Raw genomic sequence first — 22,278 nt, 5'->3', positions numbered from 1 at the left:
CTCATGTTGGAACCAGCGAATAAACAGCTGCGTCACATGGCTTTCCAAATATAATGAGACGATTACGGGCAATACACTCAAATGATGCCTTCACCTTCTCTGCGACTCGCCTACTTGGAACGTTATTTACAGCTGCGACTATCTCCAAACGGGTGAGCTTGAGCTCCATGAAGCCAAAGCTAGCAATGGCAGATACTGCTCGAGACGCGTATCCTTTTTTCTGTTGAGATTGGCGCACCCAGTATCCAATGTTCCCAAAGTTGTGTTGCCGATTAAGTTGATTTATTGATACCCCACCTAACAATAGCCCACCATTAACACAAAACATCCCGACATCATAGGCTACGTTCGCAGCTATATTATAAGCGCATAAGTCGAACCATGTCTTAGCCTCGTCGGGCGAATATGTCCTAGTACACCAAGGCATCCATGCCCCAACTGTCGATACAGACTCTCGGACAGCTGCAACAAACGACTCTACGTCGCTTTTTTCAAAGGGTCTGAGAACAAAATCGGGCGTGGCAACAAACATAAGACTCACTCTATCAATGAGTTTAAGTAGAAAGTTCAACACGTGCTTACGAAGTATGAAACGAAAGCCTATGCCGATTGGATTGGCGCTGGTAGCGGCGCTCGCTGGCTGGCTCTTTATTGGGCGCGAAGAGATACACACCCACGATGGCGACAGGAGCGAACTGTTTATCAAGCAACGCCCTATGTTCCAAGTGGTCTTCCGGAACACAGTACTTTGCGGAGAGTGTGACGTAAAGCCATTCAGCATGCTGTCGCCAGAACAAGTCCAGGAGTTTGAGGCGTTCTGCCGGGCTCGCCACGGTCTAGACATAGCGCCCTGCTATGAAATATACGCACAGGAGCAGCGCGAGGCAGATGAGCGTCTAGGGATACAGCGGGGAAAGGTTAATTAAAACGGTGGCTCTAAATCAAAATGCTCTTTACTCTCGGGGCCGGGGGGCTTTAAAGCATCTCGAATAGCCACCAACCGTGCCAGAAGCTCGTCGAACGTGATGATGGAAACATCTGTTAGCGCGTGACGGTACAACTCGAAGCCTCGTTGCTTTTCGCGTTCCGTAGGTGTGCTGCCAGCGACGACGATACATGGAGTGGAGTACCCCTGAATGTCGTACCGATTAGATACATCCTTCAAATCTGCGAGTGAGCCACGCAGGGCCAAACGTTGGCTTAGGATTTGTGCGACCCCCCCGACTAGTTCGGCAGATGGTGCATATACATCAGGCTCGCGATAACATGCCCCCAATAGGGGAGTGCTAGGCTTTTTAATCTCCACAATGGCGAGATTTCCAGTTTTTTCCGCAGAATATATGAAGTCCGGGTGCTTTCCACCTTTTCCGTCTACTCTCTTTCCACCCGCATAAGCCTGCTTTTGGAACAAAACAAATGGCACAGAAAAAGCCAAACTTAAAACAAACGGATTTTTAGCGAAAAAACTCTGCCACCTTGTTTCATCTAGTAGCTTTTCCAGCATTGATGAAAATTGTTCGATGAGTTGGCTGAGAGTAACCATCTCAATATCTTCTTTAAGCTGTAGCAGCCGAGCAGGCTCACCAGCAGCAAGTTCCTCTACATTATCTGCAACAATCTGGACAACCGTTTTTTTATCGCTAGCAGAAAGCTGAACCTCAGTTTCCCCTCCTCCTGTCAGCGCCGCCATGACCCCAAGAGGAGGCTTGAATGGTTTAGGCGGAAAATTCGCAGAATCATGGACGCCTAATATTTCATTATAAAAAAGATAATCCTTCCTAGCTCTGGCAATACTTCTGGCACGGTTAGTGATTTGGTCAATTTGCTTTCGGTACCAATGAAAACGGCTGAGCGGCAAGTAGTATGTCTGCCCGTCGATTCGTTCAGAGTCTCCCCCATCAATCACAACAGCCAGGATACTCACTCCCAATTTTTCAATGTATTCACAGATAAACCGGTACTCCCACTTAAAGCCGAGACCCGACCGCCAATTTTTGGAAAACCCTGCAGGAAGTTGAGCGAGTAGGTCATCGACCTCCTCAAGGGCATTAGGCAAATCGAAGCTATAATCCTTGCGCCTTGCAACGACAATTTTTTCGATTCTCCCATAGGGCGAAGCGAGATATCCTGACGTACCTTTCTTCACATTAATAGGATATATCTCAAGCGCCTCTGGCGTCACATACAAAATAGGCTTCGCATCCTCAGGAAAACCATCTTGTTCAAACGAAACATCTGAAAAGTAAGCTACCACTCCCAACTCTTCAAGGGTTTCTGGGTGAATGTCACTATCAAGAAAAAGGAACGGCCCTCCATCTTCCCGTTTAAGCTGATTGTATTCAGTTCGACTAAGGGACGGCATTCAACCCCCAGAAATATTGGGATATGCAGAGAAATCTTTAACTTTAGCGATGGCAGAATGCATTGCGAAATTGAAGCCCATCACCTTGTCTAACCCATATTTTTCGCGCAAGTGTGCTAAGACAGCCTCTTCATCGTTTCTGTCGACATCAGTGCGAACTGAATATGCCTTTCCATCCGCTTCTTTAGCAACAGGGTCAATGACGCCTTCGGAAAACGCGCGTACGAAGGCACTGTCTCTAACCAATTCATATCTTGGCGACAAATCGTTGATACAAAACCGAGCGCGACCCTCACCGATAAGAATCGCTCCATCAAGAATATCGCGCCCGTTAAAGAAATCGCTGTTGTGGAAGTAGTAGCACTTTTTTAGTGACTCTTCCGGCATGTCAAATGTAATCAAGTGGGTGGAGCCGTACACCGACGCTTCAAACTGCTCCATATGCTCGGCCTCACTTCTCCCCGAAGCCTGAAGCACAACAAAGCAAAAGTCAGCAGCGTGAGTACTCTTCTTCAGACGAAGTTGATTTGCCGCCTTCTGGGAAAGCTTTGCTATCCTATTATTCCTAGATAGGGGCACGACCTCCAGAACCACTTCCTTTTCCTCAAGCTCGGCAGCCCTTTCCTCTGCTCGCTCTGGGTTTTCCTCTTTTGTTTTGAGCTCCAAAAGAATTTGGTACTGCCCATCATCCGTCAGGAAGTCAGGATTTGCCTCCCCATCGAGCCGATTGAGCTCGAAGCCAAAATACTTAAAAACTTCTTGTATGAAGCGCTCGTCTTGCGTGAGTTTGGTCATCGTATTGTTGAATAATGTTTAGATGCAGCTTCTTCTCGACCTTCCCTGCTGTGCTCAGTTGCACTCAGTACTTGATAGACCAGTGGAGCTACATCCCGCAACTGCCGCATACCCAGTGTCGGGCTTGTCTAGCGATTCCCAGACAAGAAAGCACAAAATGCTTGAAACAAAACACCCTCTAGCGACACCGAGGCAGCGAATTGTATTTACTTATATAGCGATTCTCGGCAGCCGCTAAAAGAGAAAAGGGCTTTCGCCCTTTTCAGAATCGCTTGCAAACCCTCTGTCATGAGTTCGAGTTCGAGTCCGCAGTTCGACTTCGCCTCAACACCTCCAGGATTTTCTCGAACACGCCAGCCACTTTCCATTGCCGGTATAAGGAGCTGGCGTTCTTCCAGCTTCCCTCGCCGTATGTACTAGCTCGCCAGCTGGTGCCGCAATGGAGTTTTCTCAGAATGCCATCGAGAACAAGACACTGGTCTAGTCGCTCTTGTGCGCGGCGCGGGGTGGAAATCAAGCGACGTATCTCGTTCCATTCAACAGGGGTAACAGCTACCGTACCATCAGGATGGCACGGGATATCGAGCTTTGAGGCCACCTTTTGCATAGGCCGGCTTCGAAACATCAGCCTCTGCAAAAGTGTCTGCACTTCGAAGAGTGGCTTTTCCTCAACATCCACACTCATCAGCGCAATGTCCGTCACGAAGACCGTACCGCCAATATCAGTACCGCGAAACACCACGTCCGCCTTCCCGGAAGGTAGCGAGAGCTGAAAAGTCCCCGAAGAAGCATTGTGATGGACGCTGTTGGCTAGGCGTCGGCCCGAAGGGTACCCCTCGGATGTCGGCAATTTCCGCTGGGGTCACAAGCAGTCCATCGGCAACACGCTGGCGTCGCGCCTGGTGCGCCTCAGCCTCCAGCCGTGCCAGCAGGCCTTCGTCAGGACTTGCCACTATTCGCTGCCGCGCTTCCAGGGCTTTTGCCAATGCCTGCGCCATAAACTCGTTCACGTTGTTGCCTCCTGTTTGTCGCTCCGTGCCGCCAAAGCACTAGCTTCCACCGAACTCTGCTTGGAGTCGCTTCTCCAACTGGGCCTGTACGTCCGCCGCGCCGAGTCCAACTGATTGCTGGCAATGCACCAGGCGCTGCCGGCACCCTTCAAAGCCCTCGCTTCGGTCGTCGATGGCGAGCCACGACTGAATGCCATATCGCTTCACATGCAGTAGAACCTGCTGGCCACGGAGCAGCGCGAGGAACGCTCTAGCGTCATCAAGCTGAGGCTCGAACGTTGAGCCCGTGACTCGCCGACGAAGCGCCTCCACCGGCAGAGCTCGTACCGCAGCTTCAAAGCCCAGATGCGGCACCCATGATGTGGAGAGCACGATTTCGACAGCCGGGTACGGACGTAGGAGCTGGTCGAGCATCTCCGCATGCTCGAACAGCGCCACGCCGGATTGGGTTGCGGCAGGTCCATGCGAGGTCAGCACCACATCCGTGCCATGCAGCACCTGGTCGTAGTCGAGATACAGGACTTGGCGCTTGCTAGTCTTCCTCGGCATGCGAGCCTCCGACTTGGGTTTCGCGAACATACCGCTCTCGATACTCGGCCGAAGCCTGGGTTCTAGCCTTGGAACGACCCCGCCACGCCTCTCGCTGTCCTATCTGCCGCTCCGCCTGGTCGCTGAGCCGGAAGGCATTGAGAAAGGCCTGAGTTCTCGGCATTCGGTCTCCAACCCGCGCTGAGCAGGTGAATCTGCGGGCATTGCGTGGGATTGAAGCGGGACCCGGTGAGCCATCGGGAACATGTGGATATATGCCTCCCCTCTCAAAGGGAGGAACGTGTCACTCAAGGGTGTTCCATGCTCGGCGCAGAAAAGCACAGCGGGAAGCTGGTGAGCGCGCCGCCAGTACGGCTCACCCCATCGCTCGAGGTCATCGGCAATGCACGCGACGCAGACCCGTTTAAAGGGTACCCCTGCAGAAATACTTTTCGTGAGCGAGCTTAGGCTCTCATCAGCTCGTAGTCCAAGGACCTTAGCCATAAGGGCTGCGCGTACATCCGCAGGCATAAATGCAACGGCATACGGAAACATCGTATGCCGTTGCACGAGCTCTTCCGGGTCCATGCCAGCGAATGCGCCTACGCGCGCGGCCGCTCCGACCATCAGAAACGAAGTACTGTCTCTATGGCTGCCATACACCAGCGCCAACAACCTTTTAGAAGGAAGGCCTGTGTGGCGTATGGCCCGGACGAGAACACTCCCAATAACCTCGTCCGGGTAGGGCTTTGGCAGATATGGCACGATGACCTCCCGCGCGCATTACACCATTCAGGCTCCTGGCGTCCTGCTATATGCCAGCGTTGCCCGGGTCGCTCTGGTGTTTACGCTTCCACGCAGCCGACTGCTGCGACGCCGCAAGCACCTGTGCTACAGACGGCCCCGCGATATCTTCATATCTCATGACGTCTTCGACGGAGCCGCGCTGAAGGGCACGCAACATCGGGTGCAGCATGTACATCTGCTCCATGTACACTCGCTCCAGCAAGGATGGCGTGAGTGTCTCATCGCCGCTCCGTATCGCTCGTGCCTGGGCGCCGGCAAAGAGCTTGATGGCCACGTCGATAATTCCCTGGCTCAAATCGAACATCAGTTCGCTTATCTCCTCCGAATACTCGACATAACTGCGTACCCACTGATAGCTCCAGAGTACGTCGAGAAATTCATCCCATTCGCCACTCGCTCTGTCCAACGGAGTCCACAGCGGGATGCCATGTCCACAGGTGCGCCGAGATTGTCTGAAGTCGAGGGAAAACACTTGGGCAGCCTTGTAGGTACCGATAAACAGAATGGGTACGCCAAGTTCATTGCACGCAGACACCAGCTCGGTCATCACGACCTGCTTATTTTTGCGAGCATTAGCTAGGTTTTGGACTTCATCCGCGACGAGAAACCCGACCGAGTGAACGTGCATCAGACGCGCAACGCTGCGCATCAAGGCATCGGCGCCCGGGCGACCTTTCACCGCGAACTGCTGGTAGTAATCGGCGCCAGGGATTAACCGGTCGAGCTGAGACAAGATGCCATATGCCAACCCCTTGACCGATGAGCCATCACTCGGCATCTCTACATGCAGCCATGGAACCTGATAGCGCATGAATTCTGGGTGGTAAATAACAGGCGGCAGATGAGAAAACCAGCGTGTCACCAACGCTGTTTTCCCCATACCAGGCAGCCCCATCAGCATGGCGGAAAGCTGAGCCGGGTCATCCAAGTAAGCTCCGGTGACGCCTACGCTATGGCAACCGCCCTCATAAATTGCCCGTATGCGCTCGCCATCAGCCTTTGTAAAAGGTGCGCGACCGACATACCCATTGCGAAGCATTGAATTCAAGGCATTGGCAACAGCTACGTCCCGCTCAAGCGGAATCCGTATGTTGCTCAAGCTACCCACCATCTGAATTCGCTCGCTATCTCCCCAATTCCTTTGTTCTGGGCAAAAATCGGGCTTGCACGCAAGCAGCTCTACCAACTGCTCATCAGACAAGCTCGGCGGCAAAGCTTCGATAAGCGGGTTACCTTGGAATTTAGGAAGAAGCTGAGGCGTGTAGCGAGCCTCAACAGCCATTGGCGAAAATATAATCGGATTCATATCTGTTCTCCCTTGAGTTTTTTGCGCATAGCACTAAACGTGCTGGACAATTTGGCGTTCTGTGGATTGTCTAATGTGAAGAGTTCTGAAGGCATTGCCTCCACGACCGTCTGGGAAGCGGCTAATTGCTGCGCAGCTTTCTCAGCTCGCCGCTTTTGGTCTGCCTCCAATTCACGTTGACGCTCGTCCGCTGGTGTAGTCCTTGGGACTTTCCTTTTGCCGGCGCCAACAAAACGCGCTCTGGCGTTCTCGACTGTGCCGGCAATTCTCTGGTTAAACTCCATCTGCTCTTGAGCACGCCCTTGTTCAATGCCGTCTTTGACAGCCTTTTTTTGGTCGAAAATGGCCTCTATCTCAGCAAAGGATTTCCCACAAAACTCCGCACTTCTTTCGGTCAAGTGACATTGGTAGATTTTCCCCTTCCGCTTCGGGTCAATCACATAAATGAAATCAGCCGTTGCATCGAAGTAGTTAATATCAACTTGAGTTACGCCTTTTTCACGAGCCATCTCGAACCAGTACAGCCCCTCTACCTCTGGGCACGTGTAGTAGCAATTTTTGAACTCGATACCATTCCGAGTAACCGATGCTTTTTCAGACGGCATCAAGGCAAAGCACACTTCCTCTGCCGTCGCCCGCCGCAAGCAATTCCGTCTTTGTTCGATATCTCGGTTCCAAACCGAGATGGGTGTAGGAACTTGACCATCCACGATGGAAGAGATGTCCTGCGGATAGTCGGTCATAGGAGAACGGTTCAACATAATGACGGCCTCGAGAAAGACCTTCCGATATTCTTGAAGTGTCAAACACGCTTCTTTATCGTGGGTTTTACTTGCTTGGCGTTTTTTGTAGTTCTCGGGGAGCTTGAAGCCCTTCACACTTTGGAGGCTCTGGCGAATTCTCTTGAAGGTCGATTCGACAACAGGCTTCAGTTCAGGACGGCAGGCAGGGAGTACGGCAACTTCCACACCCAGCTTATCCCCGAGCACGCTACTGGCTTGGGTATGCAGCTCAGACCGGTCCGCCAAAAACTCTTGAGGCAGCAGGCCATGTGCTGGCCAATCACTTTCACAATACTCAACGCCATACTCTTCACACAGGGCTTTCTTATCTTCGAACACACTGCATATAGCTTGCGCCGCCCCAGCCCATTTCAAATTTTCCAAGCCGACGTAGAACCCCACAATCAGCCTTGAGTACCTATCTACAACAACATATATGCAAACCTTCTTCAACAGCGTCTTCAAAATACCTAGCGCTACTAGCACAACGTCACTAATTGACCCGTCAATTTCGTATATATGCCCAACGCCCTCGCAATCCTGCATCACCGTCCCAAGCACCGCCCGATGCTTCATGCAGAACTCCGCCTCGCCTTTCCGCGCCCGAGCAACGACTGGAAATGGATAATTTTTACGGAAGTAGTAGTCGAATTGACGATATGTGGGTCGCTGACCAACTGGTAGGATAAAGTTCTTGACCCCATCCGACCAGAGATAGTGCTTCCCTAACATTTCGTTATAAACATGCCGCAAAATTCTTCGCTCATCTTTGAGATATATCTTTTCGATAGCGTACTTGAACCTATGAGCATCTATATCGGTCAGCTGGTATATATCTCTTCCAGACTTCGGCTTTCGGCCCCGCCCAGCAGTCTTTTCTGCTCCTTGCCAGCCACATTTTGTAAAACGCCCTAAAAGAGCAGAACGAGTCTGTCCACCCACCCACCATCTACGTAAATCTCGATAGAGTACCGAGCGCGAGCATCCAAACTGCTCGGCTCGTTTTTTGATGAGCTGCCCGCGAGAGAACGAATCGAAAATTTCCGGAACTTGCTCATGCAAGTTGCCAAGCCGTGCGAACGATGTGGCCTGCACTCTAAGCATCGCGTCGGTCGGCTGGAAAACCTCCGTCCCTTGGGTAACCGTCGAAATAGCGACAGGCTCAAGTCCTTTTATCGCGCTCAACGCAATCGGCTTTGGCCAACTGCGTGCTTCCTCCAAATCGATAACGACAGCAGCGTCGCAATCGTATTGAAAGTGCAAAAGACGGTGCTTTATCCCATTCAGGAGAAAAATGTCGTTCTTAACCAGCATGGCGTACCTCCATGCTGTCTTGATTCAAGACGAATGACGAAATCGGCACATCCGGCATACGCCGTAATCCCAGCTCCGCAGAAAGCAGCCCGAACTGCAAAAGCCAGCACCCCAACCGAAAAGCTGACTCACGTGGCAGGTCGTACTTGTTGTCGTAGGCACGGCAAAACTCGAAGAAGCTTTGCCTTCCCCTTTGCCCGCACAGCTGCTTGGCAAAGATTTCTTTGTGCCGGTCGAGCTCGTTCGGAGGCAATCCATCGCCTGCCAAAGCTGCGGCGTTCCGAATCCACTGAATGTTACGCACAGTGCGCAGCGGAATTTGAGTATGGAAAACCAACGTGTGCGGCACCGTCATCAACTGCAGGGCTACCGACTGGATTTTCAGCTTGTCCATGGCATCTTGGTCTGCAGCATCTTCAGCCCGCTTGGCGTCGTAGGCCTCGTAGCAGTACTCGCCGTCCACCACGCGGGTCACCATGAAGTCGACCGTCATCACGGTCGGGACGCCGGTGCCCGGGTAGTACGGGTGCCGGAGGCCCAGGCTCGAGGCCACGGCCAAGGTCAGCTCTCGGTCCAGCGGGAACTGTTCTCGAACATCAACAACATCTCTTTGCCACTCCAACATGAAGAACAGCCGGTGCTCGACGTCGGAGAACAAATGATGGGTCCGCGCAGTTTTCTCGCTCGGCACCCGATGCGTGCGCCCCTTGCTGCTCAATGAATGTGACCTCAGCCACGGTTGATAGGACGCTCCAGTCCCTTGTCCAGCACCTTGGGCCTTCAGCTCTTCAATCTTCCTTTCACTCCACCTGATTCTGTATCCAGGCATTTCAAACGCTCCTCAAGTTATGACGTCGACCTACTTGTAGCCGACGCACAACTGTCTATCCCCTCCTTCTATATCTTTCCATATAATTCATTTTTTCATCTCTGTATAAATTTTTATGTCGTATACGACATCATTGTCAGACGAGGTCAGTTTATCCATACTCATCAGTTGATAATGTTTGGGGCTAGTTGAATGGAAGAGCCGCAGGAAAGCGTTAGCAACGAGAAGAAGCAGCGCCAAATTGCAAAGGAATGGGAGCAGCACGCCAAAAGGATTCTCAAGGCGGAGCTAGTGCTGTCAGGAATGACGTACCCTGTGCTGGCGAAAAAGCTTGCTGCGATGGGGGTGACAGATAGTCCGGCGGCTATCGCAAACCGAATCTCCAGAGGGAAATTCAGCTTTGCGTTCTTCCTCCAATGCATGGCGGCGATGGAAGTTGCTGAAATCCGCTTGAAGGAAAATCGACTTAGCGGCCCATGGAGCAGCCTGGGTTAGCCTTCCACTGCCAAGTAGTAGTCAGAGGAGCCGCCCGCAAGGGCGCAACCTCGGACGCCGGCAAACCCGCAGCTACTCCTTGTGCCTTAACTAAAAGCACCGCGCTGGGCAGTTCGAGAGCTTTTGTCGAGTACAAAACTCTTTGTCACGGTCCAAGACTTCAATGTAATCGTCCAGCACCTGAACAGTGGCGCCGTTTCGCGGCAACAGGCATCACCCACCTGATCAGCATCTCGGGGCTGCACATCACCTTGCTGGCAGGGCTGGGGGCCGGTGCCGGCGGTAGCGTATGGCGCCGCATCCCGCCGCTGGCCGCGCGCCTCGGCGCACCACGGGTGCGGCTGGTCGCCGCCGTCGCCACCGCCCTGTGCTACAGCCTGCTGGCCGGCTTCAGCATTCCAACCCGCCGCACGCTGCTGATGATCCTGGTGGCGGCAATCTGCCTGTGGCGGGCCGCCCCGGTGCCGCCAAGCGCGGTCTGGGTCGGCGCGCTGGCACTGGTGACCCTGTTCGATCCGTTCGCGGTGCTGGCGCCCGGGTTCTGGCTGTCATTCCTCACCGTCGGGGCGCTGCTGTGGCTGGGCGGCAACCGCGATGGCACGGCGCCCTGGTGGCAGCGCTGGGGCGGTGCGCAGTGGGCGGCCACGCTGGCCTCGCTGCCGCTGCTGGTATTCCTGTTCCAACAAGTGCCACTGGTCTCACCGCTTGCCAATGCTGTTGCGATCCCACTGGTGAGCCTGGTGGTCACGCCGCTGGCACTGGCCGGGCTGCTCGATCCAAGCGGGCTGCTGCTGGTACTCGCGGAGCGCACGTTCGCCTTCACCGACTGGCTGCTGGGCTGGCTCGCCGGCCTGCCGCACGCCACCTGGTCCTTCATGAGCCCGCCATGGTGGGCCTTGCCGCCCGCAGCGGCCGGGGTGCTGCTGTGCCTGCTGCCGCGCGGCGTTCCGGGACGGGGCCTTGCACCGGTGCTGCTGCTGCCACTGCTGGTACCCCGCCACGTGCCCTTGCCACACGGCGCCTTCAGCGCGACGGTATTCGACGTCGGCCAGGGACTGGCGGTGCTGATCCGTACGCGCAACCATGCGCTGCTGTACGACACCGGCCCGCCCGGCATGGCCGAGCGCGCCATCCTGCCGAGCCTGCATGCATTGGGCGTGCGGCAGCTCGATCGCCTGGTGGTCTCGCATGACGACAACGACCATGCCGGCGGCGCACTGACCGTATTGACCGGCATGCCCGTGACCGATTGGCGTTCCGGCCTGCCGCCGGCACATCCGGCGCGCGGCCGTCCCATACCACATGCGGCGTGCGTGGCTGGACAGCGCTGGCAGTGGGACGGTGTGCAGCTGACGATGCTCTGGCCGCGAAGCGGCGACAGGATCAAGGACGACAACGCGGCCAGCTGCGTGCTGCGGATCGGGAGCGGCCGGCACAGCCTGCTGCTGCCGGGCGATATCGGCCGCACACAGGAGCAGGCGCTGATCGAGGGCGGACTGGGCCGGACCACCATGGTGATCGCCCCGCACCACGGCAGCCGCATCTCGTCGTCCTCGCCGTTCGTGGCGGCCACCGCCCCGGCATGGGTGGTCTACTCGGCGGGTTACCGCAACCGTTTCCGCCACCCCAACCGCACGGTGACCGAGCGGTACGCGGCGCATGGGGCACAGGCACTGCGCACCGATGGGGACGGCGCGGTGCACCTGACCTTCTCCGATACCGTCACCATCGAGCGCTGGCGCGAGCGGCATCCCCGCTACTGGCGCCCGCGCCCGGCACCGTGAAGCGGTTTATTCGATGCCGCGGCTATGCAGGTACTCCTCGTAGCCACCGAGGTAGTGGGTGAACGTGCCGTCGCCGTTCAGCTCCAGCACCTGCGTCGCCAGCGACGATACGAACTGGCGATCGTGCGAGACGAAGATCAGCGTGCCCTTGTACAGATCGAGCGCAAGGTTCAGCGATTCGATCGATTCCATGTCCATATGGTTGGTCGGCTCGTCCATCACCAGCACATTGGGACGCTGCAGGATCAGCTTGCCGTACAGCATGCGGCCCTTCTCGCCGCCGGACAGCACCGTCACCGACTTCTTCACGTCGTCGCCGCCGAACAACAGGCGGCCGAGGATGCCGCGGATCACCTGATCGTCGTCACCCGGCTGGCTCCATTGCTTCATCCAGTCGAAAAGGGTGATGTCCTCGGCGAAATCCTCCTCGTGGTCCTGAGCGAAGTAGCCCGGCTCGGCCTTGTCGGCCCACTTGATGAAGCCTGCATCCGGGCCGAGCTCGCCGACCAGCAGCTTCATCAGCGTCGATTTGCCGACACCGTTGCCGCCGATCACCGCCAGCTTCTGCCCAGCCTCGAAGATCAGGTTGAGGCTCTGGATGAGTGGCTTGTCGAACGACTTGGAAAGATTGTTCGCCTCGAAAGCTTGCCGGTGCAGCTTCTGCTTGTCCTCAAGATCGAAGCGGATGTACGGGTTCTGCCGGCTGGAGGGCTTCACCTCGACCATGTTGTCCTTGATCTTGTCGGCAAGCTTCAGCCGCGAGGTGGCCTGGCGGCTTTTCGACTTGTTGGCGGCGAAGCGCGCGGCGAAGGCCTGCAGTTCGGCGACCTTCTCCTTGGCCTTGCTGTTATCCGCCAAGAGGCGTTGCCGCGCCTGCGTGCTGGCCAGCATGTAGTCGTCGTAGTTGCCCGGATAGATGCGGATTTCACCGTAATCGACGTCGGCGATGTGGGTACACACCTGGTTCAGGAAGTGGCGATCGTGCGAGATGATCAACATCGTCGATTCGCGCTGGTTCAGCGTTTCCTCGAGCCAGCGGATGGTGTTGATGTCCAGGTTGTTGGTCGGCTCATCGAGCAGCAGCACGTCCGGATTGCTGAACAGCGCTTGTGCCAACAGCACCCGCAGCTTCCAGCCCGGCGCCACTTCGGACATCGGCCCGTTGTGCAGCTCGATCGGAATGCCGGCCCCCATCAGCAATGCACCGGCACGCGCCTCGGCGGTGTAGCCGTCGTATTCGGCGACCTTGCCCTCAAGCTCGGCCGCGAGCATGTAATCGTCCTCGGTCGCCTCGGGATTGGCATAGATCGCGTCGCGCTCATGGATCGCCGCCCACAGCTCGACGTGGCCCTGCATCACCACGTCGATCACGCGCTGGTCCTCGTAGGCGAACTGGTCCTGCTTCAGTTTGCCCAGCCGCACGCCCGGCTCCAGCGCCACGTTGCCCGAGCTTGGCTCCAGATCCCCGCCCAGGATCTTCATGAAGGTGGATTTGCCGCAGCCGTTGGCGCCGATCAGGCCATAGCGGTTGCCGTCGCCGAACTTGACGCTGACCTTCTCAAACAGCGGCTTGGCGCCGAACTGCATGGTGATGTTGGATGTACTGATCATGGGCGGTGTCTTTCCTTGCGCCCTGCCGGCCGCAGAGCGAATAGAATCGTGGCGCGTTGCAAAACGCTGAAAATCCTGGATTTTATCACAGCGAGACTACCCGATGCGCCTTGCCCCGCGCCTACAGCAGATCGAGCCCTTCCACGTCATGCGCATCCTGGAGGCCGCCCGGACGCTGCAGGCGCAAGGGCGCGACGTGATCCATCTGGAGGTCGGCGAACCGGATTTCGCCACCCCAGCCCCCATCATCGCGGCCGGCTGCGCGGCGCTGGCCCGCGGCGATACCCACTACACGCCGGCAGCCGGATTGCCGGCGCTGCGCGAGGCGATCGCGGGCTTCTACGAGAGCCGGTTCGCCGCAAGGGTCGACCCTAGGCGCATCCTCCTGACCCCGGGCGCGTCGGGGGCGCTGCAACTGGTGCTGGCGCTGCTGGTGGGGCGGGACGACGACGTGCTGCTGACCGACCCCGGGTATCCGTGCAACCGCCATCTGGTCAGTCTGTACGAGGGCCGGCCGGTCAACGTGGCCGTCACCGCGCAGAGCCGTTTCCAGCTCACCCCGGCGGATATCGCACAGCATGCCGGACCGCGTACCGTCGCAGCGCTGGTCGCAAGCCCGGCCAATCCGACCGGCACCGTGCTCGAACCGGTCGAGCTTGCCGCGCTGGCTGACGCCTGCCGCGCGCGGGGTCTTGCGCTGATCGTCGACGAGATCTACCAGGGATTGGTGTACGGGCGTCCGCACGAAACCGCGCTTGCGCTTGACGATGGGCTGTTCGTGGTCAATAGCTTTTCCAAATTGTTCCAGATGACCGGGTGGCGCCTGGGCTGGCTGGTGGCACCCGAGTGGGCGGTTCCGGCGCTGGAGAAGCTGGCGCAGAACCTCTTCCTGGCCGCACCGACCATCGCCCAGCATGCGGCGCTCGCCGCCTTCCATCCGGAGACCCTGGCAATCGTCGAGAGCCGGCGATGCGAGCTGGACGCACGCCGGCGCTTTCTGCAGGCAGCCCTCACCGACATGGGCCTGACACTGCCAGCTCCAGCGCAAGGCGCCTTCTATCTTTGGGCCAACTGCAAGCGGTTTACTGACAGCGCGGCACGGCTGGCGGAACAGCTGCTGCAACGCGAGGCGGTGGCGTTGACGCCTGGGGACGATTTCGGCAACAACCCAACATTCATGCGGTTTGCCTACACACAACCCGTTGTACGGCTGGAAGCGGCGTGCGAACGGCTGGCCCGTTCGCTCGGGTACGGTTGCACAGCTTAGACCACTCCCTTAACCTTAACAAAAGTGACAAGAACCAAGGTTTTGGGAGGCAGTACGCATGTTCGATTTCAAAGGGCTGGTCAGTGCGCTGTTCTCGCGCCAGCGGCCGGACGGCGTGCACGACTACAAGTCGGCCACCATGTTCATGCAGGAGCTGCCGGAAAGCGATCTGCTGCAGGCGCATATCGAGATCGTCAAGGCACTCAAGCAGTTGAACGGCAACCTGCGGATCAGCCTGAAGGAACGCATCCGCACCGTGCCCTACCTTGACGAGAAGGCCCGGCCGCTGCAGCAGCATCTGGTCGAGGTCTACTTCGGGCGCCTGATCGACGAGCACATCCAGCCCCATCAGGCATTGCCGGCGGTGCTCGCCTATTGGCACCAGATGGCGGAAGGCTACCGACTGTGCGTCAAGCACGCCGCCCAGACCGGGGCACGCAACCTCGATCGCCAGCTGCAGGTGTTCACGCTGCGCGCGCTTCATCTGTACAACCAGGAAGTCAAATGGGGCTGCCTGCGCTACATGGAGATCGACGGGCGCACCTGGCGCAACCTGAACCGCCTGTACCTGTACGCCGAGCAGCACCAGTTCGCCACGACGCCGCTGCAGCCCTACGGCAACGACGAGATCACCGATGCGCGCCGGGAATACCTGCAGGCGCAGATGCTGGTGCTGTCCAGCCCAGAGAAGATGCAGCCCTCGCAGATCGAGCTGGCCTGGCAGTGGCTGCGCCGCTGGTGCGCGCGCATCGAGCTCGAATCGCAGATCCGGCCCAACCGCCAGCTGTTCGCGGTGAACCTGGCGAGTGCCTCGGCACCCAAGCGCCTGCGCCGCGACATGGTCGGTGAACACTGGCGCTACTGGTTCACCGAGGCATTGGTCCTGCACGTGCGCAGTCTGTGCCAGGAATTCGAACTGAGCGAGCAGCCGGATGCAAGGCAGCACGGCCTGCCCGCCGAGTCGACCGATCCTGCCAGCCTGGAGCTGATGACGCGGCTGATCAACCTATGGTCGCGCGATGTGCCGGCCCCGGTGCGGCGCCACGAGCGCCGTGCCGCCCGCCGACGGGTGCAGGTGGTGCGCGGGTTGGACAATGTGATCCATTTCCTGCACGGGCTGCGCGCCCTGGATGCGCCGCCGGTGCACGCCGAGCACTGGTTGCTGGAAAACGAGAGCCAGGGCGGCTATGGCGTCAACTACAGCGGCAAGAGCGACGACAGACTGCTGGTCGGCGAGATCATCGGCCTGGGCGCGACCGATGCACGCAACTTCGCCGTCGGCGTGATCCGCCGCATCACCAAGCGCCGCGACGGGCAGGTGCAGGTGGGCATCGAGCGCCTTTCTGCCAACCCGCTGGTGGTGGAGCTGACGCCCACCCAGAGTCAGCACAGCTTCCTCGGGCTGTACGCCTCGGAAAACGGCAACGCCGCGCAGGAGCGCGTGCTGATGCTGCCGCAGACGTTCTTCGCCGCCTACCGCGAATTCAGGCTGGCGGCACAGGGCAAGTCCTATCGCATCCGGCTCGATCCGGCGCTGGAGCAGACCGCCTACACCGCCATCTCCCGCTTTTCGGTACTGCAACGCCTGTCCGCCTGAGCGGCACCGCGGTGTTCCACCTGGTGGGGGCTAACGTCTGCGCATAGGCGTTGCAGCCGGCGTCGGCACAGCAGTCGGAGTCGGCGTGGGCATCACCTGCGCGCAACGGCCGAAGCGGGCGTATTCGGCGTCGACCTCGGCCAGGCGCGCACGCAGCCTGTCGACGTTGTGCCGATAGCGCTCCCGCGCAAGACGGGCCGTGATCAGGCGCTGCTCCTTGAGCAGACGGCCACAGCGCGCACGCTCCAGTTGCATCAGCTTCCCGGGGTCGGCGCGGTAGTAGGTGGGGACCGGCGCCGGCGCCTGGGTCGGCGCCGCCGGCGTGGCGCCTGCAAACACCAGCAGGACAAGCATCACGCAGCGGCGGGCTGCAACCATAGCGTTTCCTCCTTGCGGATCGCGGCGATAGCCTCGGCAAAGGCGGCATCCAGCGGATGCGTGCCCCAATGCTGGCCCGCCAGTTCGCGTACCGGCACAAGGCCGATCAGGCTGTTGGATAGCCACAGACGATCCGCGGCAAGCAAGGAGGCCGGTGTCAGCGCTGTCTCGCGGACCGCGACGCCCACGCGCGCGGCGGCATCGATCGCCACGCCGCGCATCACGCCGGCCACCCCGCCACCATCCAGCCTCGGTGTAAACAACACGCGCCCCGAAAGCGCCAGCACATTGCTCATCACGCCCTCGAGCACGTGGCCGTCGCGATCGAGCAGCAAGCCTTCGAAAACCTCCGGATCGCACCATTCGGCGCGCGCCATCACGTTTTCCAGCCGATTGAGGTGCTTCACACCTGCCAGCCGCGGCTGCCAACCGGCCCGCATCTCACACCAGCGCACCCGCACCCCTTGGCCGGGCGGCGGGGGCGGCAACGGCGCCAGCTGCAACACCCGGTTCGGCAGGCTGGTCTGTGGCACCGCGTAGCCGCGCACCGATTCGCCGCGGGTGACCGTAAGCTTGATTGCGGCGTCGGCAGGCGCCGCCAGCTGCAGATCGGCGTGCCACACGGCCTCGTCCGGCGCCGCGATGCCAAGCGCAGCGCAATCGGCCGCCAGCTTGGCAAGGTGGCGGCCCCAGTAGGGAATGCCACCACCCTCGCAACGCAGGCTGCGGAACACGCCGTCGCCAAACTGAAACGCGCGGTCGGCCAGCGACAGGCTGTCGGCCGCGCATCCATTCACCCATCTCATCCGGATACTCCCAGTGCACGCAGCAACCCACGTGCCTTATGTCGCGTTTCGAGCAGTTCGCGTGCAGGTTCCGAATCGGCGACGATGCCGGCGCCGGCGCGGAAATAAAGCTCCCGGCCCTGTTGGGCGAAGCTGCGGATCAAAATGTTGAAGTCGGCCTGCCCGTCCGCGCTGATGTAGCCCACGCTGCCGGTGTAGGCATGGCGCGATCTGTCCTCCAGCTCGCGGATGATCTGCATGCACCGCACCTTGGGGCAGCCGGTGATGGTGCCACCCGGGAACAGCGCGCGTAGCAGCCCGCGCGGCGTGGTGCCGGCACGCAGTCGTGCCTGCACGTTCGATTCGATGTGATGCACGAAGGCATAGCTTGCCACCGCCATCAGTTCGTCCACCTGCACGGTGCCGGGGCGGGCGATGCGGCCAAGATCATTGCGCTCCAGGTCCACCAGCATGATGTGCTCGGCCCGTTCCTTCACCGTGGCCAGCAGGCGCGCCTTGAGCGCCTCGTCCTCCTGCGGTGTGGCACCGCGCGGGTGTGTACCCGCGATGGGGCGGGTCTCCACCAGATCGCCATGCACGCGCACCAGCCGTTCGGGTGACGAGCTGATCAGGTGGCAATCCGCATCCAGCCGCAGCAAGGCCGAGAACGGCGCAGGGTTGGCGGCGCGCAGGCGGGCGTACAGCTCGTGGGCGCCGCCCTGTGCCAGCGTGACATCCCAGCCGCGCGAGAGATTCACCTGGAACACGTCACCTTCCACGATATAGCGCTGGCATGCCGCGGCCCCGTCCAGGAATGCCTGCGGCTCGTCCTCACGCACCGCCTCCACCAGCAGCGGTCCCGGCTGCCAGAGCGGCGCCGCGGCCACCAGCTCGACCAGCCTGTCCAACTGCGCTGCGGTCCGGGCCACCAGCCACGCTTCGTCGGTGTCGCGCCGCAGCAGCACCGCGGCCGGGCAATCCAGCAGCGCCGCGCGCGGAAAGCCGACGTCGTCACGCGCAGGCACAGTGGGCTCGAACGCCTCCAGCAGTTCGTAGCCGGCGTAGACCAGCCAGCCGCCATAGAACGGCAGCGGTCCTGCCGGCGTCTCCCCCAACGGCAGGCGCGCCAGCTCGTCCAGGAACGCCTGCTGTTCATGGGCACCATAGCGGCGGACCGTCTGCGGCAGGGCAAACAGCAGATCCCAGCCTCGCTCGGCGGTGGACTGGAACAATCCGGGGAACAGGTCAGGCCAGGCGGCGGCCAGCGCCGGCAGATCCGGCAGATGATCGAGACGGTGCGTCAGCATGGCGCGATTGTACCCAAGCCGGCGCGGCTGCAGCGCGATGCGGCCCTGACCGCCAGCGCGAGGCAAATTACCACCGGCCATGCCAAAGGATGACCGACCATGGATTTGGAGCCTGTTCGGAAAGGAACGCCGATGCGCCTGCTGTCCTGCTGCCTTGCCCTCGCGCTTGCCGCCCCGCTGCATGCCGCCGTGCACCCGCTGCGCCTGACCGGCCAGTATCGATGCGCGGACGATGTGGGCTTCCGGGTCCGCGCCAACATCGACGGCCGTACGATCTATCTGTACCTCGACAACAGCGTCTATGCGCTGCAGGCCGAGCCGGTGGCGGACGGCTTCCTGTGGCACGGACCGGTGCTGCGCTGGCAGGGGGATCTGCGCGACAGCACCGTGCTGCGGGACGGCCGACCCATCGCCAACCACTGCCGCAAGCCGTAGGCGCGGCTCGCGGCATGGCGGGGCGATGGGTAGAATCCGGGTTACCTTCTCTTTGCCGCAAGGATGCCGCACGCCATGCCCGTCAATCTGCCCGAACTCGACCCCAGTCAATTGCACCCGGTTGCCGGCGTGGAACTGGGTATCGCTTCTGCCGGGGTCAAGACTCCGGGCCGCAAGGACGTGCTGGTGATGCGGCTGGCCGAAGGCGCGCGGGTCGCCGGGGTGTTCACACTCAACAAGTTCTGCGCCGCCCCGGTGCGGCTGTGCCGCGAGCATCTGGCCGCGCGGGGGGACATCCGTGCACTGGTGGTCAATACCGGCAATGCCAACGCCGGGACCGGCCTGGATGGTCTTGCACGTGCCCGCCGCATCTGCGACGCACTCGCCGGGCAGCTGGCGATCCAGCCCGGGCAGGTGCTGCCGTTCTCCACCGGGGTGATTCTTGAGCCCTTGCCGGCGGAGAAGATCGTCAACGCCCTGCCCGATGCGCTGGCCGATCTTGCGCCGACCCACTGGGCCGAGGCGGCGCGCGCCATCATGACCACCGATGTGGCACCCAAGGCGGCCAGCCGCCAGGTCCAGATCGACGGCAGGACGGTGACCATCACCGGCATCAGCAAGGGCGCCGGCATGATCCATCCGAACATGGCCACCATGCTGGGCTATGTCGCCACCGACGCCGCGATCTCGCAAGCCGTGTTGCAGAAACTGGCGCAATGGACCGCTGACCGCTCGTTCAACAGCATCACAGTCGACGGCGACACCAGCACCAACGACAGTTACATCCTGATTGCCACCGGCGCCGCCGGCAACGCCGAGATCACCGACGAGCACAGCACCGGCTTCACCGTGTTGCGCGAGGCATTGCTCGACGTGGCCCAGACGCTGGCCAAGGCCATCATCCGTGATGGCGAAGGCGCCACCAAGTTCATCACCGTCAACGTCGAGGGCGCGCGCAGCTGGGACGAGGCCAAGGCGGTCGGTTACGCCATCGCCAGAAGCCCGCTGATCAAGACCGCGTTCTTCGCCAGCGACCCCAACCTGGGCCGGATCCTGTGCGCGATCGGCTATTCGGCCGTGGACGACCTGGACGTGGACCAGTTGGAAGTCTGGCTGGGCGATGTCCTGGTCGCCGAACGGGGCGGGCGTGCCGCAAGCTATACCGAGGAACAAGGCAAGCGCGTGATGAAGGAGGCCGAGATCGGCATCACCGTCAAGCTCAACCGCGGTGGGGTCGCCACCACGGTCTGGACCTGCGACTTCAGCTACGACTACGTGAAGATCAACGCGGATTACCGCAGCTGACATGCCCGCGGCCATCCGTCCCGGCCGTTGGGCGCACATCGATATGCCGGGCCCATGCTGAGCGGCACCTTGCCCGGCACCCTCATGCTGTTCGTTGCCACCGCACTGGCCGAGATCGTCGGCTGCTACCTGCCCTGGCTTTGGCTCAGGCAGCAGGGCTCGCCGTGGCTGCTGCTTCCCGCCGCGCTCTGCCTGGCCTTGTTCGCCTGGCTGCTGACGCTGCACCCCACCGCCGCGGGGCGCACCTATGCGGCCTATGGCGGCGTCTATGTCGCGGTGGCGCTCGGCTGGCTGTGGCTGGTCGAAGGCATACGCCCTACCCTCTGGGACATGCTCGGGGCCGCCGTCGCCCTGTCCGGCATGGCGATCATCGTACTGGCACCACGCGGCTAGGGCAGGCAGGCGGCAGGCGCGCCGGCTTCGTCAAAAGCGCAAAGCCGATCAATGCGGCAGCGCTACAGTCGTCGGCAAGGAGCAAGGACATGAAACCGGATACCCGCGCGCGCTATAACGAGCGCGTCCTCAAGGTGCTGGACTATCTGCACCAGCATCTGGAAAGCGAGCCCGACCTGTATCGGCTGGCCGAGATCGCCTGCCTGTCGCCCTACCACTTTCATCGTGTATACCGGGGGCTGATGGGCGAGACCATCACCGAGACAATCCGGCAGATGCGGCTGCAGCGGGCTTCGGGCGACCTGGCGAGCAGCTTGCGCCCGTTGCCCGAGGTGGCGTTGCGTGCGGGTTACGGCTCGCTGCCCGCGTTCACCCGCGCGTTCCAGCAGCATTTCGGCACGTCGCCCGGCCGGTTCCGTAGCCAACGCACCTTGTCTTTCACTTCCGACCCGGAGTCCGACATGTATACCGTCACGATCACCGCATGCCCATCCATCCAACTGATCGCGCTCCCGCATCGCGGCAGCTATATGGAAATCGGCACCGTGTTCAGCAAACTGATGCTGCAGGCCCACGCCAAACACTGGCTGACCCCCGAGTCACGCGTGATCGGCGTGTTCTACGACGATCCGCAGACGGTACCGCAGCAGCTGCTGCGTTCCCACGCGGCACTGAGCGTCGCCGCCCCGGTGGTCGTCGAGCCGCCGTTCGAAGCATTGACGATCCCGGCAATGCGCTGCGCAGTGCTGCGCCATACCGGCCCCTACGCGGACCTGCACACATCGTACAGCTGGCTGTTCGGCGTGTGGCTCCCCGAGAGCGGCGAACAGCCTGCCGACTTCCCACCCTACGAGGACTATCTGAACGATCCGCAGACGACGCCGCCGGACCAGTTGCTGACCAACATCTACCTGCCCCTTGCCGATTGAGCAGACGGCAGGCCAGGACGGACAAAAGGCGCGTCGGAGACGCGCCTTTTGTCCTTCAGGAATCAGGTTTTGGGCTTCGATAGCTACCGATAGGGTTCCGCGACTTCGAGGGCGAGATTCCTCGTATCGTCGTGATCCAGAACGGCAGGGGTTTTGAAGGCCCGGAACAAGTTCATCAACGCATCGTTGACCGTACTCGCTAAGCCTTCCATAAAGTCGAATCGCATTGCGATCTCCTACTACGAAGGTTTCACTATCT

At 59.9% G+C, this 22,278-nt stretch carries 23 protein-coding genes; 8 read left to right on the top strand and 15 right to left on the bottom strand.

Going from position 1 to position 22,278, the window contains the following annotated elements; translation table 11 throughout:
• Position 1: 1 nt before the first annotated feature.
• The 10 genes from N8I74_RS19435 to N8I74_RS06360 all read right to left on the bottom strand — a co-directional run bounded on the left by N8I74_RS19435 (position 2) and on the right by N8I74_RS06360 (position 9,562).
• Positions 2-532 carry a GNAT family N-acetyltransferase gene (locus N8I74_RS19435; protein ID WP_408611873.1) on the bottom strand — a complete coding sequence of 177 codons (531 nt, stop codon included), beginning with the start codon at positions 530-532 and terminating at the stop codon, positions 2-4.
• Positions 533-922: 390 nt separating this feature from the next.
• On the bottom strand, positions 923-2,362 hold the full coding sequence (locus N8I74_RS06395) for a Shedu immune nuclease family protein (RefSeq protein WP_263126027.1): 1,440 nt from the start codon (positions 2,360-2,362) through the stop codon (positions 923-925).
• A complete protein-coding gene (locus N8I74_RS06390; RefSeq protein WP_263126026.1) occupies positions 2,363-3,157 on the bottom strand; it encodes a hypothetical protein in 795 nt (264 codons plus the stop codon).
• A gap of 286 nt (positions 3,158-3,443) precedes the next feature.
• Positions 3,444-3,896, bottom strand: a complete 453-nt coding sequence (locus N8I74_RS06385; protein WP_263126025.1) for a transposase — start codon at positions 3,894-3,896, stop codon at positions 3,444-3,446.
• Positions 3,880-4,167 carry a hypothetical protein gene (locus tag N8I74_RS06380; RefSeq protein WP_263126024.1) on the bottom strand — a complete coding sequence of 96 codons (288 nt, stop codon included), beginning with the start codon at positions 4,165-4,167 and terminating at the stop codon, positions 3,880-3,882. Before N8I74_RS06380 ends, N8I74_RS06385 begins: the two co-directional genes overlap by 17 nt.
• Positions 4,168-4,206: 39 nt before the next feature.
• A complete protein-coding gene (locus N8I74_RS06375) occupies positions 4,207-4,746 on the bottom strand; it encodes an HAD domain-containing protein (protein ID WP_263126023.1) in 540 nt (179 codons plus the stop codon).
• 69 nt (positions 4,747-4,815) lie between these two features.
• Positions 4,816-5,460: a TniQ family protein gene (locus N8I74_RS19430; protein ID WP_408611872.1), complete on the bottom strand. Its 645-nt coding sequence runs from the start codon at positions 5,458-5,460 to the stop codon at positions 4,816-4,818.
• A gap of 46 nt (positions 5,461-5,506) precedes the next feature.
• Positions 5,507-6,808, bottom strand: coding sequence for a TniB family NTP-binding protein (locus N8I74_RS06370; RefSeq protein WP_263126022.1), 1,302 nt, complete (start codon positions 6,806-6,808; stop codon positions 5,507-5,509).
• On the bottom strand, positions 6,805-8,904 hold the full coding sequence (locus tag N8I74_RS06365) for a Mu transposase C-terminal domain-containing protein (protein ID WP_263126021.1): 2,100 nt from the start codon (positions 8,902-8,904) through the stop codon (positions 6,805-6,807). Before N8I74_RS06365 ends, N8I74_RS06370 begins: the two co-directional genes overlap by 4 nt.
• Positions 8,894-9,562: a TnsA endonuclease N-terminal domain-containing protein gene (locus N8I74_RS06360; RefSeq protein WP_263126020.1), complete on the bottom strand. Its 669-nt coding sequence runs from the start codon at positions 9,560-9,562 to the stop codon at positions 8,894-8,896. Before N8I74_RS06360 ends, N8I74_RS06365 begins: the two co-directional genes overlap by 11 nt.
• A 363-nt stretch (positions 9,563-9,925) precedes the next feature.
• Here N8I74_RS06360 and N8I74_RS06355 point away from each other — a divergent pair, with 363 nt between their 5' ends.
• Both N8I74_RS06355 and N8I74_RS06350 read left to right on the top strand, forming a co-directional pair.
• On the top strand, positions 9,926-10,228 hold the full coding sequence (locus N8I74_RS06355; RefSeq protein WP_263126019.1) for a DUF6471 domain-containing protein: 303 nt from the start codon (positions 9,926-9,928) through the stop codon (positions 10,226-10,228).
• Positions 10,210-12,012 carry a DNA internalization-related competence protein ComEC/Rec2 gene (locus tag N8I74_RS06350; RefSeq protein ID WP_263126018.1) on the top strand — a complete coding sequence of 601 codons (1,803 nt, stop codon included), beginning with the start codon at positions 10,210-10,212 and terminating at the stop codon, positions 12,010-12,012. Before N8I74_RS06355 ends, N8I74_RS06350 begins: the two co-directional genes overlap by 19 nt.
• Positions 12,013-12,018: 6 nt before the next feature.
• Here N8I74_RS06350 and N8I74_RS06345 read toward each other — a convergent pair whose 3' ends face one another.
• The gene (locus tag N8I74_RS06345; protein WP_263126017.1) at positions 12,019-13,623 is read right to left on the bottom strand and encodes an ABC-F family ATPase; all 1,605 of its coding nucleotides are present in this window, start codon (positions 13,621-13,623) and stop codon (positions 12,019-12,021) included.
• A gap of 103 nt (positions 13,624-13,726) precedes the next feature.
• Between N8I74_RS06345 and N8I74_RS06340 the strand changes: the two genes are divergently transcribed.
• Together N8I74_RS06340 and N8I74_RS06335 are read left to right on the top strand one after the other, a co-directional pair.
• Positions 13,727-14,890, top strand: a complete 1,164-nt coding sequence (locus N8I74_RS06340; RefSeq protein WP_263126016.1) for an aminotransferase class I/II-fold pyridoxal phosphate-dependent enzyme — start codon at positions 13,727-13,729, stop codon at positions 14,888-14,890.
• A 58-nt stretch (positions 14,891-14,948) separates the two neighbouring features.
• Positions 14,949-16,487: a hypothetical protein gene (locus N8I74_RS06335; RefSeq protein WP_263126015.1), complete on the top strand. Its 1,539-nt coding sequence runs from the start codon at positions 14,949-14,951 to the stop codon at positions 16,485-16,487.
• A gap of 30 nt (positions 16,488-16,517) precedes the next feature.
• Here the strand turns inward: N8I74_RS06335 and N8I74_RS06330 are convergent, their stop codons facing one another.
• The 3 genes from N8I74_RS06330 to N8I74_RS06320 are packed head-to-tail and all read right to left on the bottom strand — an operon-like array spanning position 16,518 to position 18,957.
• On the bottom strand, positions 16,518-16,865 hold the full coding sequence (locus tag N8I74_RS06330) for a hypothetical protein (RefSeq protein ID WP_263126014.1): 348 nt from the start codon (positions 16,863-16,865) through the stop codon (positions 16,518-16,520).
• The gene (pabC, locus tag N8I74_RS06325; RefSeq protein ID WP_263126013.1) at positions 16,841-17,671 is read right to left on the bottom strand and encodes an aminodeoxychorismate lyase; all 831 of its coding nucleotides are present in this window, start codon (positions 17,669-17,671) and stop codon (positions 16,841-16,843) included. The genes N8I74_RS06330 and pabC overlap by 25 nt, the downstream gene beginning before the upstream one ends.
• On the bottom strand, positions 17,668-18,957 hold the full coding sequence (locus tag N8I74_RS06320) for an aminodeoxychorismate synthase component I (RefSeq protein ID WP_263126012.1): 1,290 nt from the start codon (positions 18,955-18,957) through the stop codon (positions 17,668-17,670). Before N8I74_RS06320 ends, pabC begins: the two co-directional genes overlap by 4 nt.
• Positions 18,958-19,089: 132 nt before the next feature.
• Here N8I74_RS06320 and N8I74_RS06315 point away from each other — a divergent pair, with 132 nt between their 5' ends.
• The 4 genes from N8I74_RS06315 to N8I74_RS06300 all read left to right on the top strand — a co-directional run bounded on the left by N8I74_RS06315 (position 19,090) and on the right by N8I74_RS06300 (position 22,019).
• Complete coding sequence (locus N8I74_RS06315; protein WP_263126011.1) at positions 19,090-19,392, top strand: hypothetical protein; 303 nt, start codon at positions 19,090-19,092, stop codon at positions 19,390-19,392.
• Positions 19,393-19,467: 75 nt separating this feature from the next.
• Positions 19,468-20,697 (top strand): bifunctional glutamate N-acetyltransferase/amino-acid acetyltransferase ArgJ, encoded by a 1,230-nt coding sequence (gene argJ, locus N8I74_RS06310; RefSeq protein ID WP_263126010.1) that lies wholly within the window; start codon positions 19,468-19,470, stop codon positions 20,695-20,697.
• 54 nt (positions 20,698-20,751) lie between these two features.
• Positions 20,752-21,090 (top strand): YnfA family protein, encoded by a 339-nt coding sequence (locus tag N8I74_RS06305; RefSeq protein ID WP_263126009.1) that lies wholly within the window; start codon positions 20,752-20,754, stop codon positions 21,088-21,090.
• An 89-nt stretch (positions 21,091-21,179) separates the two neighbouring features.
• Positions 21,180-22,019, top strand: a complete 840-nt coding sequence (locus tag N8I74_RS06300) for an AraC family transcriptional regulator (RefSeq protein WP_263126008.1) — start codon at positions 21,180-21,182, stop codon at positions 22,017-22,019.
• 83 nt (positions 22,020-22,102) lie between these two features.
• On the opposite strand, the gene N8I74_RS06295 is transcribed toward N8I74_RS06300, so the two are convergent.
• Complete coding sequence (locus N8I74_RS06295) at positions 22,103-22,246, bottom strand: hypothetical protein (protein WP_263126007.1); 144 nt, start codon at positions 22,244-22,246, stop codon at positions 22,103-22,105.
• Positions 22,247-22,278: the final 32 nt, after the last annotated feature.

The organism is Chitiniphilus purpureus (genome assembly GCF_025642115.1).
GTDB lineage: Bacteria > Pseudomonadota > Gammaproteobacteria > Burkholderiales > Chitinibacteraceae > Chitiniphilus > Chitiniphilus purpureus.
Note: the sequence above shows the minus strand (reverse complement) of the source record. Positions and strands in the feature narration are given on the sequence as shown.